Origin of the sequence: Streptomyces sp. 8L, from assembly GCF_020176795.1 — a bacterium.
Taxonomy (GTDB): Bacteria; Actinomycetota; Actinomycetes; order Streptomycetales; family Streptomycetaceae; genus Streptomyces.
The window spans coordinates 1-4,802 of sequence record NZ_JAIUKE010000230.1; the positions used below are offsets into that span (position 1 = coordinate 1).

At 74.1% G+C, this 4,802-nt stretch carries 3 protein-coding genes and 1 riboswitch; of the genes, 1 reads left to right on the forward strand and 2 read right to left on the reverse strand.

What is annotated here, in order from left to right:
- Positions 1-112 precede the first annotated feature (112 nt).
- Both LCE31_RS19940 and LCE31_RS19945 read right to left on the reverse strand, forming a co-directional pair.
- Positions 113-913 carry a LysM peptidoglycan-binding domain-containing protein gene (locus tag LCE31_RS19940; RefSeq protein ID WP_225016020.1) on the reverse strand — a complete coding sequence of 267 codons (801 nt, stop codon included), beginning with the start codon at positions 911-913 and terminating at the stop codon, positions 113-115.
- A gap of 11 nt (positions 914-924) precedes the next feature.
- Positions 925-1,082, reverse strand: a riboswitch (cyclic di-AMP (ydaO/yuaA leader).
- Positions 1,083-1,824: 742 nt separating this feature from the next.
- Positions 1,825-3,471: a PucR family transcriptional regulator gene (locus LCE31_RS19945; protein ID WP_225016019.1), complete on the reverse strand. Its 1,647-nt coding sequence runs from the start codon at positions 3,469-3,471 to the stop codon at positions 1,825-1,827.
- A gap of 315 nt (positions 3,472-3,786) precedes the next feature.
- Between LCE31_RS19945 and speB the strand changes: the two genes are divergently transcribed.
- A complete protein-coding gene (gene speB, locus LCE31_RS19950) occupies positions 3,787-4,689 on the forward strand; it encodes an agmatinase (RefSeq protein WP_225016021.1) in 903 nt (300 codons plus the stop codon).
- Positions 4,690-4,802: the final 113 nt, after the last annotated feature.

Sequence of the window (4,802 nt, forward strand, 5' to 3'; positions counted from 1 at the left end):
CCCCCCGGGCCCCCCCCCCGGGGGGGCGGGGGGGGGGGCGGGGGGGGGGGGGCCCCCGGGGGCCGGGGGGGGGGGCCCCCGGGCCCCGCCAGGGGTGGTGCTGGTGTGTCTCTTAGTACGGGCCGTTGACGTTGTCGATCGAGCCGTACGTCGCGGCGGCGTAGTTGCACGCGGCGGTGATGTTCGCGACCGGGTCGTACGGGTCCATCGAGGTGCCGGACACGTGGTAGGTCTGGAACGTGGGGTCGATCACCTGGAGCAGGCCCTTGGACGGGGTGCCCTTGGCGGCGTTCGAGTCCCAGTTGTTGATCGCCGTCGGGTTGCCGGACGACTCACGCATGATGTTGCGGTAGATGCCGTCGTAGCTGCCCGGGATGCCGTGCTGGGACATGATGGACAGGGACTGGCGTATCCAGCCGTCCAGGTTGTTCGCGTACGTCGGGGCTGCCGCCTTCACCGTGGTGGCGTCGGCCGTGTTCTGCGTCTTGATGACGGTCTTGTGGGCGGAGCCGTTGGCGGCACCGCGCGCCTCGCCCGTGGTGCGGGCGGCCGGCGCGGCCTTGCCGCTCAGGGACAGCTTGAGACCGGGGTGGATCAGCGACGGGTTGGCGCCCACCGCCTCACGGTTGTGCTGGTACAGGCTCTTCCAGCCGCCCGGGAGCGAGTGGTCGGCGGCGATCTTCGAGAGCGAGTCGCCCGGGACCACGACATACGAGGAGCCGACGGCCTTCTTGGCCGCCGCGATGGCCTGCGCAGGCGCCTTCGGCGCCTGGTGGGCCACGGAGTGCGTGACCGGTGCGGCGTTGGCGGCCGCGGCGGTCAGCAGCGGTACGGCGATCACCGCGCTGCCCACTCCCGCGACCATCAGGCCACGGGTCATCGATCGGGACATGGGACGGCGGTGGCTGGGCATTTTGAGCATGCTGATTTCCTCTCCGTCGCCTACGAGGTGAGCTGTCGGGTTCGGGCTGGAGATGCCCGGCCGCATTGCTGCGGCTTCACCCCTAGCCGGTCCGCTTTCGCGGCTCGGCGGCTTACCTGGGTCCCCCGCTCCTGCCGTATGGATGAGACGAATGGTTGAGGTATCCGGACAGCGGCAGGATTCGGCGGTCTGTCCGGAATGACGAGAACGTAAGCGAAGACCTCGCGACGAAACAAGTTCCGAATTCACTGAGCCGTGCCGAAAACGCCGGCAGCGACGCTCAAGCCGATCACTCGGCGGCCTTACAAAAACCCAACGCGCCCTGTGTGCGCACGAAATGGGAGGGGCCTCGCACGGCCCGGAACGCACTTCAGGTGATGTATATCACCCGTTGGGGGAGCAACCACCCCTCACAACACCCGCCAGAGAGCAATAAGTTACCTGAACACCCCAGAACAGAACTTAGGGATTAAGACCATCAAATCGCCCATATCGGCACCCGCTCGTCTCGCACAGGGAGCGCACAGGCTGATGCCGGGTCAGCCATGCGCATTCAACGGAAGCGGGGCTTCGGGGCCCTGGGAAGTCCCGCCCGCACGACCATCGGCATTCATTCCCGGATCGGGTTCCCGGATCGGGACGGAGGCGACGGCCTCGAAGGGAGGGGAAGGAATGACGGACGATGAATTCACGCAATGCCGGAGGATGAGAAAGATCTTTATGCGGCCTGACACGAAGTCAATGAACCGTCGAATGGGAACCGGTGGGCGAATGGCACCGTGAGCGCCACGATTGCTCCGTACCGCCGCCGGGCGGACAGCGGACCGGGCGCCGGACGGATAACGGGCGGACAGTCGCCCGAATTCGGCCCGGGGGAAAGGGAAATGGGGCGAGCGCGCCCTTCAGGGGCACCAGCCGAGGGCGAGCAGCAGCTCGGCCCGGACGGCGGCGTCGGCGAGGTCCACGCCGAGCAGCGCCTCCACGCGCCGCATCCGGTGCCGGACGCTGTTGCGGTGCAGTCCGGTGAGCTGGGCCGTGCGGTCCCAGCCGCCGTGGCACCCGAGCCAGGCGCGCAGCACTTCGGTGAGGGCGGTGCCGTCCGCCTCGGCCGGCTCGTCGAGCAGCGGTCCGAGCGTCTGCCGCGCCCAGTGCGCCGCGCGGGCGGGGTCGACGGCCGCGCCGATGCCGAGCCCGCCGTCCTCGGCCACGACGGGGGCGCCCGAGGCGAGTGCCCGCCGGAGCAGCAGGCGCGCCTCCCGGTCGGCCGCCGGCAGCAGGCCCGGCGGTACGGGCCTGCTGAGCGCGGCGAGCCAGCCGCCGCGCTCCCGCAGCCGGTCGAGGTCGGACCGTGTCGTGCCCGTAGGCATGACGCCGCGCAGCGTTTCCTCCGCGCCGCCGCCTCGGCCCGGGACGTCGTACAGCGGGCCCGGCGGGTACGGGTCCGCCGCACCGGTGTCCGCGGCGGCGCCCGGCGCGCGGCGCGCGTACAGCGCCCTGGCCTGCGGAGGTCCGGCGGTCCCGGCCTCGCCCACCGGGCCCCCGCCGAGCAGGGAGGCCAGCAGGTCCCGCGCGCGGCCCGGCGCGGCCGGATCGTCGCCCAGCAGCAACAGGGCAGCGAGCGCGCCCTGTTGGCGCTCGGCGCGATCCGTACGGGTGAGCAGTCCGAGCAGCCCCGCAGCCGTCGCCCCTGCGCCCCGTGCCGCGACGGTGGGCGGCCGGTCGCCGCCGAGCAGCAGGACCGGCGTACCGGTTTCCCTGACCCCTTCTGCGACAGGCGCGTGCCCCGGCCCCTCTACGGGGTGGAGCGCGACGTACCCGTCCCTGTCGTGGTCGACGGCGCTGCGCGGGCCGCCGGTCCGGCCGAGCCGGGCGGCGCGGTCCCGGAGGCCGGGGCCGGGTTCGGGGGCCCCGGCGGTCGCCGCGAGCGGCCGGCCCCCGCCGTCGAGCAGCAGCGCCCAGCCGCCGGCCGCCCGTGCGGTCGCCTCCAGGACCGCGGCCACCGGTGCGGTCCTGTGCAGGGCCGCAGCGGCGATCGCGGCCTGCGCCTCGGCCATGGACAGGAGTTGCTCGGCGTGGCGGCGGTGGAGGGCGGCGGCCACGGTGCGCGCGATGGTGTGGAACGGGGTGGCCTCCGGCACCGCGAGCAGGGGCAGGCCCTGTTCCTCACAGACCGCGGTCAGCTCCGGCGGGACGGCGGTGTGCACGGGCGCGAGCCCGAACCCGAGCGCGGCGGCACCCGCACGCACGAGTGTGGCGACGTACGCACCGTACGCACCGGGCCCCGCCGCCGCGGCGGGCACGGCGAGACCAGCCGTGAGCAGGAGCTCTCCTCCGGTCATGTACGGTGCCGGGTCGGCCAGTTCACTGATGTGCGCCCAGCCGATCCGCCGGTCGAGCAGTGCGTCACGGGTCATCGGGACCAGGGCGAGCGCGGGGTCCCCCACAAGGTCGCGGAGCGCGAGGGTCGGCGGGGCGCCGGGCGGCTCGGCGTTCCCGGGCGGCGCCGCGGCGTGCGGCGGCTCGGTGCCGTTTGGTGGGGCGGTGTGCATGTGCGGGCTCCGGCAGAGGGGTCGGCCCCACCGGGACGGCCGGGCCGGATCATCCTAGAAGGCGCGCCGAGTGGGACGGATCGTCCCGTGACCGGTCCGGTGGTGCGGCTTAAGCTGCTCGGCGTCCCTCCCGGCGGCAATGGAAGAGGTCGTCCCTTGGCATCGCAGCAGCCCCCGTCGCAGCCGGAAGGCGCGCCGTCCCCGGATCAGGCAGGACCCGCAGGCCCGGCCGCTTCGGCCGCTTCGGCTCCTCCCGTTGCTCCCGTCGGTCCCGTCGGCCCTGTCGACAGCTCCGTCGTCCCCCGTTACGCGGGCATCGCCACCTTCGCCCGGCTGCCCCGCCTCGAGGAGGTCGGCCGCGCCGACGTCGCCGTCGTGGGCATCCCCTTCGACAGCGGGGTCTCGTACCGGCCGGGGGCGCGGTTCGCGCCGGCGGCCGTGCGCGAGGCGAGCCGTCTCCTGCGGCCCTACCACCCGGCGCTCGACATCTCCCCGTTCGCCGCCGTGCAGGTCGCGGACGCCGGTGACATCGCGGTCAACCCGTTCGACATCGGACAGGCGGTGGCGACCGTCGAGGAACAGGTCGGCGGACTCGCCGCGACCGGCGCCTCGGTGGTGACGGTCGGCGGCGACCACACCCTCTCGCTTCCGCTGCTGCGCGCCGCCGCGCGGCTGCACGGGCCGGTGGCCCTGCTGCACTTCGACGCCCATCTCGACACCTGGGACACCTACTTCGGGGAGCCGTACACCCACGGCACGCCGTTTCGGCGCGCGGTCGAGGAGGGGCTGCTCGACACGGAGGCCCTGGGGCACATCGGCACCCGGGGCCCGCTCTACGGCAAGAGCGACCTGGCCGAGGACAAGCGCCTAGGCTTCGGCATCGTGACGGCGGCCGACGTCATGCGGCGCGGTGTGGACGAGACGGTGGCGGCCGTGCGGGAGCGGATCGGGGACCGGCCGCTGTACGTCTCCGTCGACATCGACGTCCTCGACCCGGCCCACGCGCCGGGCACCGGCACACCGGAGGCCGGCGGTCTGACGTCGCGGGAGCTGCTGGAGATCCTGCGCGGCCTGGACGGTACGCGGATCGTCGGCGCGGACGTCGTGGAGGTCGCCCCCGCCTACGACCACGCGGACATCACCTCCGTGGCGGCGTCGCACGTCGCGTACGACCTGGTCAGCCTGCTCGCGCGGCGCCGCGCGGCCGGGGCCTCCTGAGCCGGGGGGGGGGGGGGGGGGGGCCCCCCCCCCCCCCCCCCCGGGGGGCCGCGCCCCGCCCCGCCCGGGGGGGGGGGCCCCGCCCCCCCGCGGCGGCGGCCGCGGGCGGGGGG

Bases quoted from the DNA above. Each gene is read 5' to 3' on its own strand.
- LCE31_RS19940 (WP_225016020.1), bottom strand. From the start codon at position 913: ATGCCCAGCCACCGCCGTCCCATGTCCCGATCGATGACCCGTGGCCTG.
- LCE31_RS19945 (WP_225016019.1), bottom strand. From the start codon at position 3,471: ATGCACACCGCCCCACCAAACGGCACCGAGCCGCCGCACGCCGCGGCG.